The following is a 459-nucleotide window of genomic DNA, read 5'->3' as shown; positions in this document are numbered from 1 at the left end:
TACCAATGGAACGCCTAATGATCCTACAGATGATACTTTAGTGTACACGCCTGCTGCGAACTTTAATGGAACAGATACCTTTGATTATACTATTACAGATTCTAATGGGGATCAATCTACTGCGACTGTGACTGTAACTGTCTCTCCTGTAAATGACTTACCTACGGCTGTGGATGATATTGCTACTGTAAATGAGGATTCTGCTTCTAATGTAATTAACGTTTTAACCAACGATTCTTTTGGTGGTGATGGTCCAAATATTGGTGCTATCTCTATTCCTTCTGCAACGTCTGCTAATGGTGGAACTGTGGCTGTGAATACCAATGGAACGCCTAATGATCCTACAGATGATACTTTAGTGTACACGCCTGCTGCGAACTTTAATGGAACAGATACCTTTGATTATACTATTACAGATTCTAATGGGGATCAATCTACTGCGACTGTGACTGTAACTGT

At 40.1% G+C, this 459-nt stretch carries 1 protein-coding gene; it reads left to right on the top strand.

Going from position 1 to position 459, the window contains the following annotated elements; genetic code table 11:
• On the top strand, window positions 1-459 hold a 459-nt coding region (locus tag IU405_RS00160), incomplete at both ends, for an Ig-like domain-containing protein (protein WP_197436652.1).

The sequence above is a fragment of the Polaribacter sp. BAL334 genome, from assembly GCF_015767435.1.
In the GTDB taxonomy this organism is placed as follows: Bacteria; Bacteroidota; Bacteroidia; order Flavobacteriales; family Flavobacteriaceae; genus Polaribacter.
This window is presented reverse-complemented; position numbering and strand designations above follow the sequence as displayed.